This is a genomic window from Streptomyces sp. NPDC048172 (assembly GCF_043202595.1).
Classification (GTDB): Bacteria; Actinomycetota; Actinomycetes; order Streptomycetales; family Streptomycetaceae; genus Streptomyces.
On the sequence record NZ_JBIDAT010000003.1, the window covers coordinates 72092 to 89284 of the forward strand.

Sequence of the window (17193 nt, forward strand, 5' to 3'; positions counted from 1 at the left end):
GGCTCAGTCCTGGGAGAGGATCACCGCCGTATACGGGCCCAGGGCGAGCGAGGCGGAGCAGGGGAGGCCGTCGCGGGGGACGGGGGTGGCCTGGGCGTCGTGGGCCGGGTGGCTGGCGAACGAGGGGTCGTAGCCCTCCCAGTCGCTGTTGAGGCGCACGCGCCACAGGCCGTCGCGCGGCAGCCCGAGGGAGTAGTGCGCGTACCCCCGGTTCGCGAAGTTCGCGACGACCACGGTGTCGTCCCGGCGGCCGCCGTTCCGCCAGCGGTGGTAGGCGAGGACCTTGTCGGTGTCGTTCACGTGGAAGACCGAGACGTGGTCGCCCCGCAGGCCCGCCGTCGTCCCGTGCCGGTCGCGGCGCAGGGCGATGAGGTCGCGGTAGAGGTCGACGATGCCGCGGAAGCGGCTCGCGCGTGTCCAGTCGAGCGGGTCCCGGTCGTCGAACCAGCGGTCCTCCAGGAACTCCTGGCCCTGGAAGAGCATCGGGACGCCCGGCACGGTCATGACGAGTGCCGCGCCCAGCGTCGAGCGTTTCTTCGCGAACCAGCTGTCCGCGCTGCCGGGCCAGATCTCCTCCGGGACGCGGGCACGCCCGTTGGCGACCTCGTCGTGGGACTCGGTGTAGACGACGCGGCGCGGCGCGTCCGCCGCGAGGCGGTGCTCGACCGCGGCGCGCACGGCCCGCATGTCGCGGTCGCGGTCCTCCGCCACGGTCACCGCGCGCCGCACCGGGTGCACGAAGGCCGCGTCCCACTGCGCGTCGAACCCAGCGCCTCCGTCGCCCGTCGGTGCGGTGAGGCGCGGATCGCCGCGCAGGTCCTCGGCGATGCTGATCTTCCAGGGCTGACGGCGGTCGATCTCGTCGTTGATCCAGCGCATCAGGCTCCAGCCGTCGGGCAGCGGCGTGCCGTCGGCGTCCCGGATGTACGCGGTGGCGTCCCAGCGGAGGCCGTCGAGGCGGTACTCCTCCAGCCAGTGCAGCGCGTTGTCCCGGAGGTACGCGCGCACCTCGGGGCGGCCGTAGTCGGGGCGGGTGTCGCCCCAGGGCGTACGGGCACGCGCGTCGTCGTAGAAGTAGACACCGCCCCCGTGCCCGCCCTCGTGCCAGCCGTCGTAGCGCCACAGGATCAGGTCGTGGGGGCCGAGGTGGTTGTAGACGACGTCGAGGAGGACGGCGATGCCGTGCCGGTGGGCCTCGCGGACCAGCTCCTTGAGCGCGACCGGCCCGCCGAGATCGGTCTCGACGGCGAACGGCGCCGAGGGGTTGTACCCCCACGAGAAGCCGCCGGGGAACTCGGCGGCGGGCATCAGTTCGATCGCGTTCACGCCGAGCCCCGCCAGGTGGGGGAGCCGGGGGATCACATCGGCGAACCGCCCGGGGCCGCCGCCGGGTTCGTCGTTGAAGGTGCCCACGTGCATCTCGTAGATCACCAGCTCGTCCCAGCCCGGCGTGCGGTAGTTCTCCGTCCCGGACCAGTCGAACTCCCGCTCGGGGACGAGGGATTCGCCCACCGAGCCGGTCATCGCCGCGGCGTAGGGGTCGGCCCGCCACAGCTCCTCACCCGTGGCGGACGTGATCACGTACTTGTACGCGTCGCCCGGCTTGACCCCCGGCACCTCGGCCGCCCACCGGCCCTCCTCCTCGGCCGCCAGCGGGACGCCGGGCAGTTGCCAGGCGCTGAACGAGCCGGTGACGGCGACGGCGCGGGCGTGGGGCGCCCAGACGCGGAAGGCGACGCCGCCGTCGTAGGGGACGGGGCCCATGCCCGCCCGCCGGGACACAGCCGCTCACCGCCCGAACAGCAGCGTGCGGTGCACCAGGTCCAGCGCCTCGTCGGCCCAGCCGATGGTGCGCAGGCCCGCGGTGACGTTCCCCGGCGGGCGGTTGATGAGGGTGTCGCGGCGGATCAGCCGCGCGAAGTCGACCTCGACCGGGTCGGGCCGTACCTCCTGGCCGAACGGCGTGCGGAACTCGACCCCGGCCAGCCGCATCACCTTGATCAGCTCCTGCGCGAGGATCCCGTAGCCCACGGTCGTGGGGTGCACCCCGTCCAGCGAGAACAGGCCGCCGCCGGCCCGGCGGTCGCCGTCGCTCGTCAGGAAGTGCGAGGTGAAGGCGGGCGTGAGCGCGGCCACCGCGGGCGGCAGCTCGTACGGCGTCCACCAGTCGGGCCGGGCCTCCTCGTCCTCGGCGTAGCGGCGGGAGGCGAGCCGGTCCAGCAGCCCCGCCGTGTCCAGCAGGTACCAGTCGCGGCCGGATTGCCGGGCCGCGCGGACGACGTCGGCGATCGCGTCGTTGTACTGGTCGATGGCCGTGTCGATCGACCGCGCCTGGTCGCCCGTGAGATGCGGGTCGCGGCGCACGTCGAAGTCGGAGTCGCTGATCCAGGGGCGGGTGTAGTACGGGAAGTAGCGCGAGCCGTCGGCCATCTTGTGCCGCACGCCGCGCGCCACGGGCGCGATCGTCACATGCGGCACCGCGCACCACACGACGTGCCGGGCGCGGATGTCGCCCACCCGCGCGGCCACCTGGGCCAGTTCGGCGGTGAAGTGCTCGGGCCGCCACACCGTGTACGCGTTCTTGCGGCGCGGGTCGTCGTAGCCGTCGCCGCTCCACACCAGGCGGAGCTTGACGACGGACGACAGCGCGTTGTTGGCGCCGAGGAAGACGATCAGCGTCTCGATGCCGTGGTCCGGATCGGGATCCTCCGGGCCGAGACCGGGAGCCCCGTCGCGGCTCCCGGTCTCGCGTCCCAGCGCCGCGGCGGCGCCGAGCTGGGTGAGCGCGCCCGCGGCTGCGGGGCGGGTCGGCAGGGCGCGGAGCGCCGCCCGCTCGCCCGCGTCGCTCACCATCTGCCGCACCAGGTCGTCATGGGGCGCGGCGATCTTCTTGCGGCACACGTCGGCGGACTTCACCAGCGCGTCGCCCAGGTCCCAGCCGAACACGGCGAGGTTGTGGTGGATCGCGGTGGTGCCGGACACGGCGGTGCCGGGGCCGCGTTCCCAGTAGTCCTCGACCCTGTCCATGAACCGGCGGGCGCGGAAGAGCGCGGGCGCCGTCTCCCACCAGTCGACCTTCTTGCCGTAGCGCTCCTCCAGGTCGCGCAGCAGCAGCTCCAGATTGAGCGGCAGCCCGCCGAAGCCGTCGTACCTGGGGAAGCGGAAGCTCTCCGCCCACCCCAGCTCATGGGCGATGACCGCCGGGTACGACAGATCCGTGTGGAAGACGGCGCAGCTCTGGAACCCCTCGGTGAGCGAGTCCCCGACGGCGACGAGCCGGTGCCGGGGCGCGCCCCGCCACGAGGTCGTGACGGGGACGCCCAGCGTCGGGTCGGTGTACGGAGCCCGCGGGCCGCTGCCGCTCGTGCCGCTCGTGCCGCTCGCGACTGTGCTCATGTGGCACGCCCCCCGGATTCCGGAACGTCCTGTAGAGAGGACGTAGCAGAGTCCGGGCACGTACGGCAGTCTCGCGGGCACTATCTACGCGCGATCTACGCGGGATCTACGCCGCATCGGACAGCCGGGCGGGCGGCTACGAGGACAGCCGCGCGGGAGGCTACGAGGACAGCTACGCGGGCGGCTCCGGCTTGCGGAGCTTCAACAGGTGGTACTCCAGGTGTCCCTGGCAGAACGCGCGGAACGGCGCCATCAGCGCACCGGCCCGCTCGGTGGTCTCGGCCCCGAACCTCTTCTCGATCTCCCCGCGCCGGTCCTCGAACAGGACGCCCATCAACTCGTCGGACAGCCGCATGTTGGAGGTGATGTCCAGGACCTCCACGGTGCGGAACCCGGCGTCCTGGACCTCGCCGAGCACCTCGGGGAGCCTGCGCGGCACACCGGAGCTCCAGAGCTGGGTGAAGGCCGAGACCTGCTCCTCCGGGGGTGTACCGATGATCGTGAACTCGGTGCACAGGAGCTGCCCGCCCGGCCGCAGCACGCGGTATGCCTCGCCGAGCGCCGCCGCGCGGTCCCCCATGTGGACGAGGCAGTCGATCGCCCAGGCCGCGTCGAACGCGGCGTCGGAGAAGTCCATCGCCATCGCGTTGCCGTACTGGAAGGTGACGCGGTCCGTGACACCGGCGTCCGACGCCCGCGCGCGGCACTTGTCGACCTGGGTCCCGCTGACGGTGATGCCGGTGACCCGGCCGCCGCTGCGCGCGGCGAGCTTCACGGCCGGGCCGCCGGTGCCGCAGCCGATGTCGAGCAGGTGCCCGTCGGCGGGCAGCTTCGTGGCGCCGATGAGGTAGTCGGTCTGCCGGTCCTGCGCGAGGTCGGCCAGGTCGGTCAGCAGGGACAGCGGGCGGTGGTCGCCGGGTGGCACATACCATCCGACGTGCAGGGCCGAGGACCCGAGGGTCATCTCCAGCAGCTCGCCCATCTCGTCGTACATCGCGCCGATCTCTTCGGGCGAGGGCGCGGACGTGCGGTCGGTCGGGGCCATGGCTGTCCCTTCGTCGCGGGCGTCACGGGGCGTCACCGACTCTAGGTTCCCGGCGGGCCCTCCCGCACCACCCCCGAGGCGAGCGCCCCCTCGATCCAGCCGTCGTCGTACCCGGCGGCGGCGAGGACCGCGCGGGTGTCGGCCCCCGCCGGGCGGGGCGCCGAACGGGCCGCGCCGGGGGTGCGGGTGAGGGCGACGGGCGTGCCGAGGCCCCGGTAGCCGTCCTGTTCGACGACGAGCCCCCGGTGCCGTACCTGCGGGGCCGTCAGCACCTCGGAGACGTCGTGGACGGGGGAGGCGGGGATGCCCTCGGCGACGAGGCGCGCGGTGAGGTCGGCGCGTTTCCACCCCGCCACGCGCGGCGCCAGCTCCGCGCGCAGCGCCTCCTGGTGGCGTACGCGGTCGGGGTTGGTGGCGAAGCGCGGCTCCCCGGCGAGCGACGGGACCTCCAGGACGCGGGTGAACGCGGCGAACTGGCGGTCGTTGCCGACCCCGATGAAGAGCGGCCCGTCGGCCGCCTCGAAGGAGTCGTACGGCGCGATCGTCGGATGCGCCGACCCGGCGGGCCGCGCGACGCGCCCGTCCGCGAGATAGGACGCCGAGTGCGGGTGCAGCAGGCTGACGACCGTGTCGAGCAGGGTGCAGTCCACGAGCTGGCCGAGCCCCGAGGCGTTCCGCTCGTGCAGCGCGAGCAGCACCCCGGAGAACGCGAGGATGCCGGTGACCAGGTCCACCACGGGCACCCCGACGCGCAGCGGATCGCCGCCCGCCTCGCCGTTGACACTCATCAGCCCGCCGTACGCCTGCAGCACCGCGTCGTACCCCGGCTGCCCGCCCATCGGCCCGTCGGTGCCGAAGCCGGTGACGCGGCAGTGGACCAGCGCGGGGAAGCGGGCGCGTAGTTCGCCGTCCGGGTAGCCCCACCTGGCGAGGGTACCCGCCTTGAAGTTCTCCACGAGCACGTCCGTGTCCCGCAGCAGCGTCCCGAGGACCTCTCGGCCCTCGTCCGTCGCGAGGTCGAGAACGATGTTCCTCTTGTTGCGGTTGAGGTTCTGGAAGTACGCGCTCGTACGGGCCTCGCCCTCGCCCTCGCCCGTGAACGGCGGGCCCCAGTCGCGCGTCTCGTCCCCGCCCGGGGGCTCGACCTTGATCACCTCGGCGCCGTGGTCCGCGAGTATCTGCGTGCAGTACGGGCCCGCGAGCACCCGGGAGAGGTCGAGGACGCGCAGGCCGCTGAGCGCGCTCGGGCCGCTCATCAGGAGGACCTCGGGAGGCCGAGGACGTGCGTGGACACGTAGTCGAGGATCATCTCCTGGCTGATCGGGGCCAGCCGCAGCAGCCTCGACTCCCGGAAGTAGCGCTCCACGTGGTACTCCTTCGCGTATCCCATTCCGCCATGCGTCTGTACGGCGTTTGTACGGCACTTGGGACAGCAGATGGAGGTCGACGAGCTCGGGAATGTTCCCGAGAAATGACGTCAGCCGGCCTGGGCGGAGTCGAGATGGCGGGTGTCACCGAGGCTGACCACTTGGCGGTTGTGGAAGAAGTCGTCTTCGCGCAGCGTGGTGATGCTGCCGGAGGGGGCCCGGAAATTGGCATAGCCAGCCGACTCGATCGGCATCTTGATCCAGGACGCCAGGACGAAGGTCAGGGAGCCGCCGTGCGTCACGATGATCTGGTGTGCGCAAGGGTTCTGCAGGATCTCGTCCATGGCCGCGTAGATGCGCTGCGCCCACGCAGCCTTCGTCTCGGAACCCTCCACGCCCTCGTCGTGCTCCATTCGCTCCCCAACAGCCGGCGGGGGGACGAAGCGCCGGTCCAGCCACTCCTGCGGTTTTCCCCCCGCCTCGCCGTAGGACTTCTCCCGCAGCCTGCGATCCAGGATCGGCTTCACGCCGAACAGTTCGGATACCTCCTCGGCCGTCCGCAGGGTGCGCAGCAGATCCGAGGAGAACAGCTCCACCTCGGCGCCGTCCGGGATCTGGGCCCGCAGCGCCCGGGCGATGGAGACCGCCGCACGGACGCCGGCGGGCGTCAGCTGCGAGTCATGCCATCCGCCGACGACTCCCTCGACGTGATGCGTCGCCTCGGGATGGGTGACGACGTAAAGAGTGCGCATGAGCGCGTGCCCTCCTGTAGGTAGCGTCCTGCCTGATTGAAGCCCGCAACTATGGAAGAGACAGTTCAGCACCATCAAGCGGGTTCTTCGGCTCGGGCTCGGGTGCCGGTTTCGATGCTCGTGCCGTTGAAGGTGAGTCGGTCGACGATGGCGACGGCCTCCTCTCGTGGCGGGCCACCTCGACGTTCCTGTCGTAAACCACCAGGTGAGAGGCGTGCAGGACGACTCGCACCCGCTTGCCGATCAGACGGGTCGGGACCGAGTAGCGGTTGGTGCGGACGGCGGTTGCACGCTCGTCCACCTCACGAGCTTCCGCGACGTCGCGGCCCAAGCGAGCGGTACGGCTCGGACCTCAACTGAGCGCGCCGGTCACCGCGTTCCCTTCCTTCCCAGGCGCCTCGCTCTGAGGGATCATCAGATGTGGACTGGACCACTCCCGGGAGCGACTCCGAGCGGCAGGGGACGGGTGATTCCGTGACCGACACGACGACCGGCTGGGCCCGCACGACCGACAGGGCCGACGCGCCGCGCTTGCGCGTCGCCGTGCACATCGAGACCGAACTGCTGCGGCTGGGGGTGGAAGCGATGCTGCCGCGCCTCGGATCCGTCGCCGAGTCCGCGTCGTACACCGACCCCGCCGCGCTGCGGGAGGCCCTGGCGGACGGCCGTTTCCAGATCCTCGTCCTCTCCGGCGCACCCGGCACGGCTCCGGACCCCGCCGCGCTGCGCCGCGCCGGGGTCCGGACGCTCGTCCTCCTCGACTCCGCCGACGTCCCGGCGGACGTCCCGGTGGACGGCCCCGGCGCCGGGCCCTCCCTCGTCCCCGCCGCCGACGGCTACCTGCTCCGCGAGGACCTGACGGCACGGGCGCTGGACCGCGCCCTGTGCCAGCTCGCCGCGGGCGAGATGCCGATGCCGCTCCACCTCGGACGGCGGCTCCTCAGCCACGCCCAGGCCGTCCGCCTCACCGCGCGCGAGAAGGAGGTGCTCACGCACCTCGTCGCCGGACTCAGCAACAAACAGATAGCGCGCGGCCTCCGCATTTCCGAGCACGGCGTGAAACGCCTGGTGAGCAGCGTCCTCCTCAAACTCGGCGCCGCCAACCGCACGGCCGCCGTCGTCACCGCGATCAAACTCGGCCTGATCGAATGACCCGCCCGGACCTTGCCCGCCCGGCGGCGCCCGGGCTCAGATGCTGACCGAGGACTTCGCCAGCACCCCGCCGTCGCAGCCGAGGAGCGAGCCCGTGGTGTAGGAGGCCCCGTCGGACAGCAGCCACAGGACGGAGGCGGCGATCTCCTCGGGCCGCGCCATCCGGCCGAGCGGCACCTCGCGCGCCACCTGCTCGCGCGCCCGCTCGACCTCCTCCGGCGGTACGCCCGCCCACATCAGCGGCGTCTCGGTCGGTCCGGGCACGATCGCGTTCACCCGGATCCCGTGGCACGCGTAGTCGACGGCGAGGGTGCGCGTCATCGAGCTGACCGCGCCCTTGGACGCGCCGTACGCCGTGGCCCCGCCCGCGGCGAACCCCACCTGTGCGGCGGGGGAGCCGCACAGCACGACGCTCCCGCCTCCGCCCCGCATCATCGCCCGCAGCGCCTGCCGGACGACGAGGAAGGTGCCCGTCGTGTTGACCTCCAGCACGCGCCGCCACCGCTCCGGGTCCATCTCGTGCGCCGGGCCCCCGAGGTCGATGCCCGCGGCGGTGAACGTGCCGCGCAGCGGTCCTGGACCGTGCGCGACGGCGGCGAACGTGCGCTCCACAGCCTCGGCGTCGGTGACGTCCAGGACATGGGCCGCGCCGTCCCCGCCGACCGCCCGTACGGCGTCGAGCGTCGCGGCGACGGCGTCCCCGTCGGCGTCGGCCGCGTGGACGAACCAGCCGTCCCGCGCCGCGGCGCGCGCGGTGGCGGCCCCGATCCCGGAACCGGCGCCGGTGACGAAGAGCGAGGTCATGGCTTCCTCCGGTCTCACGCGGCGGCGAAGAGGTGCTCGGCGTCGGCGTACCGGGCGAGCTTGTCCGGGTCCACCTCGATCCCGAGGCCGGGCTTCTCCGGAATGATGAGCATGCCGTCCTCGTCGAGCCGCCACGGACACGCCGTGAGGTCGTCGACGTAGGGCGAGCCGGTGACGTACTCGACCAGGTCGGTGTCGGGCAGCGCCGAGGCGAGCTGGAGGTCGGCGGCGAGCCCGACCGCCGTGTTCCAGCCGTGCGGCACGAGCTTGACGCCGTGGTCGTGCGCGGCCCAGCCGATGCGGCGCAGCTCGCTGATGCCGCCCACCTTGGTGACGTCGGGCTGGACGATGTCGAGCGCGCCCCGCTCGATCCAGGGGTGGAACGCCTGCCGTCGGGTGAGGACCTCGCCGCCGGAGATCGCGACGGGCGCGAGCCTGCGGAGCTGCGCGTAGTCCTCCAGCGCGTCCGGCGGCAGCGGCTCCTCGAACCAGTCGACGCCGTACGTGTCGAGCATCCGCGCGGTGCGCAGCGCCCACTTGTACCCCTGGCTCCACGCGCTGTCACTGGCGCCCGCGTCGACCATCAGCGCCGCCCCGGGCCCGACGGCCTCGCGCGCGGCGGCGACGATGCGCTCGTCGAGAGCGGAGTCGTGGCGGCCGAACGGACCCCAGCCGATCTTGAACGCCGTCCAGCCCGCCTCGCGCAGCGCGAGCAGGTGGTCCCGCAGCGGCTCGGGCCGGTCCATCAGCAGGGAGGCGTACGGCCGGACCCGGTCGCGGTACCGGCCGCCGAGGAGGCGCCCGACCGGCTGCCCGGTGACCTTGCCGAGGATGTCCCACAGCGCGGTGTCGACGCCGCTGATCGCGTGGGTGACCGAACCGCCGCGCCCGAGCCAGAAGGTGGCGCGGTGCAGCCGCTCGCCGGTGCGTTCCGGTTCGAGCGCGTTGGCCCCTATCAGCAGCGGGCGCAGCACCTCCAGCGCGCCGCGCACCAGGTTCTCGCTGGTGAAGACGGAGCCGATGCCTGTCGTCCCGTCCTCGGTGTGGACGGCGACGAGGGTGTGCACGACGTCGTCCTGCGCCAGCTCCTCCTGCCAGCCGCCCTCGGGCGTCGCGCCGCGCAGTCCGGTGGCCCTGACGTCAACGATCTTCATGGTGTCCTTTCACGGAAGGGGTGTGGGGGTTCAGCGCCCGGTCAGGAAGCTGCCGGGGCGCGTGCCGAGGTGACGGCCGTCGTGGACGACGAGTTCGCCGTTGACCAGTACGTGCGGCACGCCCGCCGCGTACGTGCCGGTGAACGCGAACGTGTCCTGGGCCGCGAGGACGTCCAGGTCGAGCACGGCCAGATCGGCGTGGTGCCCGGCCTCGACACGGCCGCGTCCCGTGAGCCGGAAGCGGTCGGCGACCATGGAGGTCATCTTCCGCACCGCCTCCTCCAGCCGGAGGGTCCCGGCGCGCAGCACGTGGTGCGCGAGATAGTGGACGTGCCCGGTGAAGAAGAGCGGATGGCGGGTCCGTGCCGCGAGCGGGCCCTCCGTACGGCTGGTGAAGCCGTCCACGCCGAGGCAGAACAACGGATGGGCCACTGCCTCCGCGACGTGTTCGGGCGTGAACAGCCGCCCCATGAGCTGTACGGCGCCCATGTCGGGCCCGGCGGCCCGCAGCACGTCGAAGAACGCGTCCCAGCAGTCCTGGCCGCGCCGCGCGGCGATCTCGGGGAACGGCAGGCCCTCCAGCTCGGGCGTCGCCGGGCTCGTCGCGAGGACGACCCGGTCCCACTGGCCCCTGTGCACGAACCGCCAGTAGCGGTCGCAGTCCCGGCGCAGCCGCCCCCGCACCCCGGGGTCGTCGAGCAGGCGTGCCGCCTCCGCCGGGCCGTCGGCCAGCAGCCAGCCGGGCAGCAGCCCGGTGGCGAGCCCGATGCCGTGCGGGTACGGCGTCATGTCGGCGAGCACGTCGAGCCCCGCGTCCCGCTCGGCGGCGAGCCGGTCGACCGCGTCGTGCCAGGCGCCGTCGGGCGCGCCGGTGCCGTGGCGGACGTTGAGGTGGGAGAGCTGGGCGCGTAGTCCGCTGTGGCGGGCGACGGTGACGAACTCCTCCACGGCGTCGAGCAGACGGGCGTCCCGGTTGCGGATGTGGCTGGCGTAGAGCCCGTCGTACCGCGCCAGGACGGCCGCGACGTCGGCGAGTTCCGCGGTGGACGCGTCCCGTCCGGAGCCGTACTCCAGGCCGCTGGACATGCCGAGCGCGCCCGCGTCCATGGCCTCTTCGAGCAGGAACGCCATCCGCGCGATCCCGTCGGGGCCCGGGTCGGAGCCACGCACTCCGGCGGCGTCGCGCAGGGCCGTGTGCCCCACGAGCCAGGCGAGGTTCTGCGCCGTGCCCCCGTCCCGCCGGTGCACGGCGTCCAGCAGCTCGGGGAACGTCCGCCAGTCGACCGGGCCCTCGTACCCGTACGCGCGCAGGGCGCGACGGGCCTCGTCGGCGCCCGTACCGGTCCTGGCCAGCGGCCCGTAGGTCACCCCGCAGTTTCCGACGACCTCGGTGGTGACGCCCTGCCGGACGGTGCTCTGCGCGTCCCGGTTGCCCAGCACGGACCAGTCGCTGTGACTGTGCGGGTCGATGAAGCCGGGCACGACGGTCAGTCCGGTCACGTCGATGCGCCGGGCCGCGTCACCTTCGAGGGCCGGACCGACGGCGAGCACACGCCCCTCCCGTACGGCGACATCCGCACGGCGTGCGGGCGCGCCCGTACCGTCGACGACCTGGCCGCCGGAGAGCAGGAGTTCGGTGGTGGACATCAGCGCAGCTCCTCCTTGTGGCGGTCGCGCACCCGGCTGAGGAAGGCGAGCGAGACCAGCGCGCCGACGATCAGATAGAACGCGGGGGCGACCTCGATGCCGGTGGCGGTCGCGAGGTACGTGTTCACGAGGGGTGCCGTTCCGCCGAAGACGGCGGCGCCGATGTTGTACGAGCTGGAGAACGCGGTCGAGCGGACCCTGGTCGGGAACAGCTCCACGAACAGCGCGGCCATCGGCCCGGACACGGCGGCGAACAGGACGACGAAGACGATCTGCCCGACCAGCGCCCCGGCGAAGGTGCCGCCCGTGGCGAGCAGGAACACCGGATACGTGGCCAGTACGTAGAGCGCCAGGGCGCCGCCCATCAGCCGCTTGCGCCCGATCCGGTCGGACAGCGCGCCCGCCGCGACGATGAGCGGCACCTCGATCAGCAGCGCGACGGCGTTCGTCGTCAGCGCGTCCGCGAGGGAGAGGGCGCCGACGGCGTCGAGAAAGGCGGGGAAGCTGGTCGCGGTGTACCCGTAGAGGGTCACCCCGAACACGATCCCCAGCACCAGCACCCAACCCCGCCGCGTCTCGGCCCCTTCCCCCTCGGGGCTGTCACCGGAACGGACACCGGCCTCGCCGCCGGAAGCGGGGCTCTCTTCCGCCTGGGCCTCGCGCAGCGCGCGGTAGGCCGGGGACTCGTCGAGCTTGAGGCGGACGAAGAGGCCGACCGCCGCGACGACCCCGCCCAGCAGGAACGGGACGCGCCAGCCCCAACTGTCCACGGTCTCCTGGGACATGAGCCGTACGACGACCATGGCCACGCCCGTGCCCAGCAGGAAGCCCGCGACGGTCGACGCCTGCACCACGCCGGAGTAGAGCCCGCGGCGGCCCGTGCGGGCGTACTCGATCAGGAACGTCGCCCCGCCCGTCCACTCCGCGCCCGCCGCCAGGCCCTGGAGCATGCGCAGCGCCACGAGCAGCGCGGGGGCGAGCACCCCGGCCGTGGCGTGGGTGGGCAGCAGCCCGATGAGTACGCTCGCGGCGCCGACGATCACCATCGTGACCGCGAGCATGCTCCGGCGCCCGGCGCGGTCGCCCAGCCGCCCGAGGACGATCGCGCCCAGCGGACGGCACACGAACCCGACCGCGTACGACGCGAACGTCACCAGCAGCGAGACGGTCGGATCGTCCGAGGGGAAGAACAGCCGCCCGATCACCGCCGCCATCGACGCGTAGATCGCGAAGTCGTACCACTCCAGCACCGTCCCCAGCACCGCGGCCGTCGTGACCTTGCCGGGCACGCCACGGCTGCCCTCCACGCGCCCTGTCGGCGCCGCCGCGCCCACCGGTTTCGTCAGCTCCATCGCTCCGCCTCTCTGCGGACCCCGTGGTCCAGGGCGCCGAACGTAGACGAGGAAATGGCAGATGGTCAACCATCGACCATCTGCTACCGTGGCCACCGGCCGAACGAAGGAGTCCCGCACGATGGCGGCACCGCCCACGTCACCGCCCGAATCCCGGCGCGACTGGATCCTGCGCAACCTGCGCGAGCGCATCGCCCACGGCGAACTGGCCGCGGGCGAACGGCTGGTCGAGCGGGACATCTCGGTGCACTACGGCATCAGCAGGGGCCCCGTCCGCGAGGCGATCATGGTCCTGGAGCAGGAAGGGCTGGTCGTCACCCACTCCTACCGGGGCGCCGTCGTCGCCGAGATCACCCAGAAGGAGATCGAGGAGATCCTCGTCCCGATCCGCCTGGTGATCGAGAAGGCGGCGTTCCGCGACGCGGCCGAGGCGGGCGACGAGGAACTGTTCGAGGCCCTCGACGCGCTCGTACGGCAGATGGAGTCCGCCGCGGCCGAGCCCCTGGACGCCAAGGCGCTCGCCGACCTCGACGTCGCGTTCCACGAGGCCGTGATCGCCGCCGCCGGGCAGACCCAGTCGCTGCGCATCTGGCGCACCATTCAGCCTCGGGTCCGGGCCTACTTCCTCCGGGACGCGCCCCACCATGAGAGTCCCGGCGCCGTCGTCGATCAGCACCGTGCCTTGCTCGACGCTCTCCGCTCCGGCGACGCCGCCCGTGCCGGGGGCGAGATCGCCGAGCACATCGGCATCTACCTCGGCCGCTGACGCGGCGGTCGCCCTCAGCTGAGGGCTGGGCAGGGGCTGCCCCACCTGTCCGCCGCAGGCTGCGGGCCGTGGCTGGTCGCTCGCGCAGTTCCCCGCGCCCCTAGATGGGCAAGCCCAGGAGTCTTGAACCGGTCGCGCCCACGCGGCGGAGCCGCAAATCGACACAGCCCCGCGCCCCTGACGGGGCGCTCCGAGGAGTGCCGCGTACCTCTAGGGGCGCGGGGAACTGCGCGACAGGCCACGACGCAGCCGCACTCTGCAACGCACGGCATGGGGCAGCCCCTGCCCAGTAGCCACAGCAGGGGGCGACCAGGATGCGGCGGACACGCCCTAGCCGATCGGCCTCCTCCACGTGGGCGGTCGACCGGGGCTGTCGGGGGCTCTGGCCTCAGCCGAGCATGAGACGTCATCCACCGGCGGCGAGGGCGAGGGGACGCGGATGAGTTGGAGGCACCTGGAACCGGCCACCCTGGCGGACGCCGCGGTGAGCAGTCTCGTGATCGCCTCCGACCCCTTCGCCCAGTCCGCGGCGCCCGGCTACTGGGTCTGGTCGCGCGACGCGCACCGCGCCGTCGCCGACGCGCTCGCCGTACTGCCGGACGCGCGTGCCCGTACGCTCGCCGCCGCCGTCTCCAAGGACCCCGCCGACGCCGAGGCGTGCCGGGAGCTGACCCGGGCGCTCGTGCCGCAGCTCGGGGAGGGCGATCCGCCGCTCGCCGCGCTGGTCTGGCAGGCCGAGACCACCTCGCGGCTGCGCATGCGGCACGGCGAGCCGCGCCCCGCCGGGCTCGGCGCGCCACGCGCCCGCGACATCCTCCGTACGGCCGGGGGAGCGGCCAGGCCCGCGGGGCAGGTGGAGGCGGCGTTCGTCATCCCCTTCCGCGAGCGCGGCGGGGAGGGGCACAGGACCCGCAATCTTGCCGCCGTGCTGCACGCGCTCGCCGACCAGAGCGTGCCGCGCGACAGCTACCGCGTCGTCGTCGTGGAGTCCGACTCCGAGCCCCGCTGGGAGAGCGTCTACGGCCCGCACTGCGACGCGTACCTCTTCGCCGAGAACCACGGCCCGTTCAACTACTCCTGGGCGGTCAACGCGGGCGTCGTGCACGGCGCCAGGCCCGCCGAGCTGCTGTGCGTGCTGGAGGCCGACATCCTCGTCGACCGCCGGTTCGTCGAGCGCGCCCTCGCCCGCTTCCGCGTGCCCGGCGCCATGGCGCACTGGCCGTTCGAGGACATCCTCTACCTCGACGAGGGCTCCGCCCACCAGGCCGTCACCGAGCGCTGCCTGGAGGGCCGGGCCGCACCCTCCTACGAGGAGCTGCGCGGCGTGCACCTGCGGCGGATGCCCGGCGCCTGCATCTGGCTGCGCGACAGCCTCTTCGCGCGCGTCGGCGGCTACGACGAGCGGTTCACCGCCGGATGGGGCGGCGCGGACAACGACTTCACCTGGCGCACCGACCTCTACGGCTGCCTCGACCGGCACAGCGACCCCACCGTGCACCTCTACCACCCCCGCGCGGGCGACTGGTACGAGGACAGCCTCGGCGCCTACGACTCCTTCCCCTGGTGCACCTGGCCCCCGGACTCCGAGATCGGCGACCTGGACAAGTTCCGCGCACGGACGTCCCGTTGAGGAAGGCCCGGCAGCCCATGGAACGCAGGGAACCCGTACGTCCCGTGCCCGGCGCCGGCGCCGTCCTCGGCGTCGGGGCCGTCTCCCGCAACACCGTCGAGGCCGCGCTCACGGTCGCCCACCGCGCCCGCACCCCGCTGATGCTCATCCCGAGCCGCCGCCAGGTCGACGCGGCGGCCTTCGGGGGCGGCTATCTCGGCTGGACCACGCGCGAGTTCGCCGACCGCGTCCGGGAGCGCGACGCCGACGGGCTGACGCTGCTCTGCCGCGACCACGGCGGGCCCTGGATGCACACCGCCGAGCACGGCCTCGCCGACCCCGCCGCGGCCCTCGACTCCTGCGCCCGCTCCTTCGCGGAGGACCTGGCCTCCGGCTTCGGGCTGCTGCACATCGACACCTCGCAGGGCCCGCAGGGCCCCCCGGGCAACGGCACAGGCACCGGGCCCGTGCCGTTCGACGCCGCCGCCTCCCGCCTCGTCGAGCTGTACGCCCGCTGCCACGCCGAGGCGCGGCGGCTCGGCGTCACCGTGGCGTACGAGATCGGCTTCGAGCCCCAGGGCGTCAGCACCAACGACCCCGACACCTTCAAGGCCGCGCTCCGCCACGTCCTGGAGGGCATCGACGGCACCGGCGCGCCCCGCCCCCGCTACGTCGTCGCGCAGACCGGCACCAAGGTCGCCGAGCTGCGCAACGTCGGCCGCTTCCACGACCCGCACGCCCGCGCCGAGACCCTGCGCCAGGTCTCCACCCTCGCCGCCACCTGCCACCAGGAGGGCCTGCTCCTCAAGGCCCACAACTGCGACTACCTCACCCCCGAGGAGACGCGGCTGCTGCTCGCCGCCGGGGTCGACGCGTTCAACGTCGCGCCCGAGTTCGGCGTCGCCGAGACCCGCGCCCTGCTGCGCATCCTGGACGAGATGGAGCTGCCCCGGGCCAAGGAGACCTTCCTCGCGCGCGCCCACGACAGCGGCGAGTGGCGCAAGTGGATGCTCGACCCGACCACCGCGACCGACGCCGAACGCGCCGTGATCGCCGGGCACTACGTCTTCCGCACCGACGAGGGACGCCACGTCCGCGACGAGGCCGCGCACGCCCTGCGCGCCCGCGGCAGACCCGCGCTCGACGCGCTGCTCCAGGACGCCGTCGCCGAGCGCGTCGAACGCTGCCTGCGCGCGGTCCGGGCGGCGCACCGGTGACGCCCGCCCCCACGCTGAGCGAAGAGGCCGTGCGCGAGGCCGTCGACCGGGTGCGCAGGGTTCCCGACGCGCACCGCCGGTTCGGCAAGGACGCCGCCTTCGCGTACGAGCAGTGGGCCATCGACGGGCCCCTCCTGGAGACGCTGCTCGACGCCGGGCTCCCGCACCGCCGGGCGGGCGGCGCCCGTACGTACGAGCGCACCGACCTGCACAATCTCAGCCTCTACCTGCGGCTGCCCTCCCCGTACTTCACCGCGCTCAGCCGCACCGCGCACGCCCTCGACGAGCGGGCGGCGCGCGGCGGCGACCACCACCGCGAGATCACCGTCGCCGCCGAGTGCCCCGGGCCGCCGCACCCCGGCCGGGACTGCGCGTTCGCGCCCGACCCCGGATTCGCCACGGCCGTCGTGCCGGGCAGCCTGCGCGAGACCCGGCCCGGGGTGTTCGACGCGCACGTACGGATGCCGTCCGACACCACCCTCTTCGGCGCCGAGCAGGCCGCGCTGCTCGCGCTCGTCGCCGACTGGGAGCTGTACGTGCTGCCCGAAGGGCTCGCCCAGGACGAGGGGTTCACCCGCGAGACGGGGCTGTGCAACTGCGTCATCCCCACCGCCGTGCTGCTGCGCGAGGCCGAGGCGCGCGGCCTCACCGCGCGGCACGGCGGCGGGATGCTGATCACGCCGCCGTTCACGACCCTCCACCACTGGGCCGAGCTGCCCGTGGACGGCGCGTGGGTCCCCGCCGACCCCGTGCTGCTGCGTGCCTTCGCGCGCTGGGGCATGGCCGACCCCGCCGCCTGGCCCCCGCACCGCTCGGTCAACGGCTGCGTCCGCCGCACCCGTACGTGGCCGGACATGGTCTTCCCCGTCGTCCTCCACGAGGGGGAGACGGCACCGACGCAGATCAGGGCGCGCTGACCCGACGATCCGAAG

General features: G+C 73.3%; 16 protein-coding genes. 5 read left to right on the forward strand and 11 right to left on the reverse strand.

The window, feature by feature from the left end; genetic code table 11:
* Window positions 1-3 precede the first annotated feature (3 nt).
* The 7 genes from ACGF3A_RS13865 to ACGF3A_RS13895 form a co-directional block, all read right to left on the reverse strand.
* Window positions 4-1782 carry an alpha-amylase family glycosyl hydrolase gene (locus ACGF3A_RS13865; RefSeq protein WP_393729258.1) on the reverse strand — a complete coding sequence of 593 codons (1779 nt, stop codon included), beginning with the start codon at window positions 1780-1782 and terminating at the stop codon, window positions 4-6.
* Between the two features lie 6 nt (window positions 1783-1788).
* Window positions 1789-3396, reverse strand: a complete 1608-nt coding sequence (locus ACGF3A_RS13870) for a hypothetical protein (protein WP_393729261.1) — start codon at window positions 3394-3396, stop codon at window positions 1789-1791.
* 172 nt (window positions 3397-3568) lie between these two features.
* Window positions 3569-4441, reverse strand: coding sequence for an SAM-dependent methyltransferase (locus ACGF3A_RS13875; protein ID WP_393729263.1), 873 nt, complete (start codon window positions 4439-4441; stop codon window positions 3569-3571).
* Window positions 4442-4482: 41 nt separating this feature from the next.
* Window positions 4483-5697 carry a CaiB/BaiF CoA transferase family protein gene (locus tag ACGF3A_RS13880; protein WP_393729265.1) on the reverse strand — a complete coding sequence of 405 codons (1215 nt, stop codon included), beginning with the start codon at window positions 5695-5697 and terminating at the stop codon, window positions 4483-4485.
* Window positions 5697-5879: an acyl-CoA dehydrogenase family protein gene (locus ACGF3A_RS13885; protein WP_393730661.1), complete on the reverse strand. Its 183-nt coding sequence runs from the start codon at window positions 5877-5879 to the stop codon at window positions 5697-5699. The genes ACGF3A_RS13880 and ACGF3A_RS13885 overlap by 1 nt, the downstream gene beginning before the upstream one ends.
* 39 nt (window positions 5880-5918) lie before the next feature.
* Complete coding sequence (locus tag ACGF3A_RS13890) at window positions 5919-6560, reverse strand: histidine phosphatase family protein (protein WP_393729266.1); 642 nt, start codon at window positions 6558-6560, stop codon at window positions 5919-5921.
* Window positions 6561-6609: 49 nt separating this feature from the next.
* Window positions 6610-6861: a hypothetical protein gene (locus ACGF3A_RS13895; protein ID WP_393729268.1), complete on the reverse strand. Its 252-nt coding sequence runs from the start codon at window positions 6859-6861 to the stop codon at window positions 6610-6612.
* Between the two features lie 173 nt (window positions 6862-7034).
* On the opposite strand from ACGF3A_RS13895, the gene ACGF3A_RS13900 reads away from it, so the two are divergent.
* The gene (locus ACGF3A_RS13900) at window positions 7035-7712 is read left to right on the forward strand and encodes a LuxR C-terminal-related transcriptional regulator (RefSeq protein ID WP_393729270.1); all 678 of its coding nucleotides are present in this window, start codon (window positions 7035-7037) and stop codon (window positions 7710-7712) included.
* A 36-nt stretch (window positions 7713-7748) separates the two neighbouring features.
* Here ACGF3A_RS13900 and ACGF3A_RS13905 read toward each other — a convergent pair whose 3' ends face one another.
* From ACGF3A_RS13905 to ACGF3A_RS13920, 4 genes are read right to left on the reverse strand one after another with little or no spacing between them, the layout of a single operon-like run.
* Complete coding sequence (locus ACGF3A_RS13905) at window positions 7749-8516, reverse strand: SDR family NAD(P)-dependent oxidoreductase (protein ID WP_393729272.1); 768 nt, start codon at window positions 8514-8516, stop codon at window positions 7749-7751.
* Between the two features lie 14 nt (window positions 8517-8530).
* Window positions 8531-9670, reverse strand: a complete 1140-nt coding sequence (locus ACGF3A_RS13910; protein ID WP_393729274.1) for a mandelate racemase/muconate lactonizing enzyme family protein — start codon at window positions 9668-9670, stop codon at window positions 8531-8533.
* Between the two features lie 30 nt (window positions 9671-9700).
* Entirely contained in the window at window positions 9701-11317 is a 1617-nt protein-coding gene (locus ACGF3A_RS13915; protein ID WP_393729276.1) for an amidohydrolase family protein, read from the reverse strand.
* A complete protein-coding gene (locus tag ACGF3A_RS13920) occupies window positions 11317-12669 on the reverse strand; it encodes an MFS transporter (protein WP_393729278.1) in 1353 nt (450 codons plus the stop codon). Before ACGF3A_RS13920 ends, ACGF3A_RS13915 begins: the two co-directional genes overlap by 1 nt.
* Window positions 12670-12790: 121 nt before the next feature.
* Between ACGF3A_RS13920 and ACGF3A_RS13925 the strand changes: the two genes are divergently transcribed.
* The 4 genes from ACGF3A_RS13925 (at window position 12791) to ACGF3A_RS13940 (ending at window position 17178) form a co-directional block, all read left to right on the forward strand.
* On the forward strand, window positions 12791-13435 hold the full coding sequence (locus tag ACGF3A_RS13925; protein ID WP_393729280.1) for a GntR family transcriptional regulator: 645 nt from the start codon (window positions 12791-12793) through the stop codon (window positions 13433-13435).
* A 439-nt stretch (window positions 13436-13874) separates the two neighbouring features.
* The gene (locus tag ACGF3A_RS13930) at window positions 13875-15065 is read left to right on the forward strand and encodes a galactosyltransferase-related protein (protein WP_393729282.1); all 1191 of its coding nucleotides are present in this window, start codon (window positions 13875-13877) and stop codon (window positions 15063-15065) included.
* 17 nt (window positions 15066-15082) lie between these two features.
* On the forward strand, window positions 15083-16261 hold the full coding sequence (locus ACGF3A_RS13935) for a class II D-tagatose-bisphosphate aldolase non-catalytic subunit (RefSeq protein ID WP_393729284.1): 1179 nt from the start codon (window positions 15083-15085) through the stop codon (window positions 16259-16261).
* Entirely contained in the window at window positions 16258-17178 is a 921-nt protein-coding gene (locus ACGF3A_RS13940; protein ID WP_393729286.1) for a hypothetical protein, read from the forward strand. Before ACGF3A_RS13935 ends, ACGF3A_RS13940 begins: the two co-directional genes overlap by 4 nt.
* Window positions 17179-17193: the final 15 nt, after the last annotated feature.